The 503-nt window shown below is 69.6% G+C and carries 1 protein-coding gene; it reads right to left on the bottom strand.

What is annotated here, in order from left to right; translation table 11 throughout:
• Positions 1-436, bottom strand: a 436-nt coding sequence (locus tag IG178_RS25215; protein ID WP_193215298.1) for a sugar phosphate isomerase/epimerase family protein, incomplete at its 3' end; no start/stop codon positions are given.
• Between the last annotated feature and the right edge of the window lie 67 nt (positions 437-503).

Raw genomic sequence — 503 nt, 5'->3', positions numbered from 1 at the left:
CGAAGTCGTTGACGAACCTCCCCCAGGCCAGGGCCTCGTAGGCCAGCCGGATGCCATACTCCGCAGCCAGATCGCCGGCCCTCCTGAGCTGCTCGGCGCAGACGTCGTCGTCGTCGATCGTGGCCGTGCCCACGTTGGAGCACAGCAGCATCGTGTCGATGCCCAGCTCGCGGGCCACGCCCAGCTTGGCCTCCAATCGCCGCAGGCCGTCCCGGAACACGTCCTCCTCGACCCCGTCCAGGTCCCGGAAGGGCTGGTAGAGATCGAGGCTCAGCCCCAGCTCGGCGGCGCGCTGCCGGATCTGCGCCGGCGTGTGCGGGGAGACGACGAGATCCTGCTCGAAGATCTCGATCCCGTCGAAGCCCGCATCCGCGGCGGCGCGCATCTTCTCGGCGAGCGTGCCGGACAGGCACACGGTGGCGATCGACGTCCTCATCGGCCGGCTGCCTCCTTCTGCGCCTTGCGCTCCTGCGCGGCCTCGATGGCCTTGAGATCGATGGCCT

The organism is Neoluteolibacter marinus (genome assembly GCF_014904755.1).
GTDB classification, from domain to species: domain Bacteria; phylum Verrucomicrobiota; class Verrucomicrobiia; order Verrucomicrobiales; family Akkermansiaceae; genus Haloferula; species Haloferula marina.
Note: the sequence above shows the minus strand (reverse complement) of the source record. Positions and strands in the feature narration are given on the sequence as shown.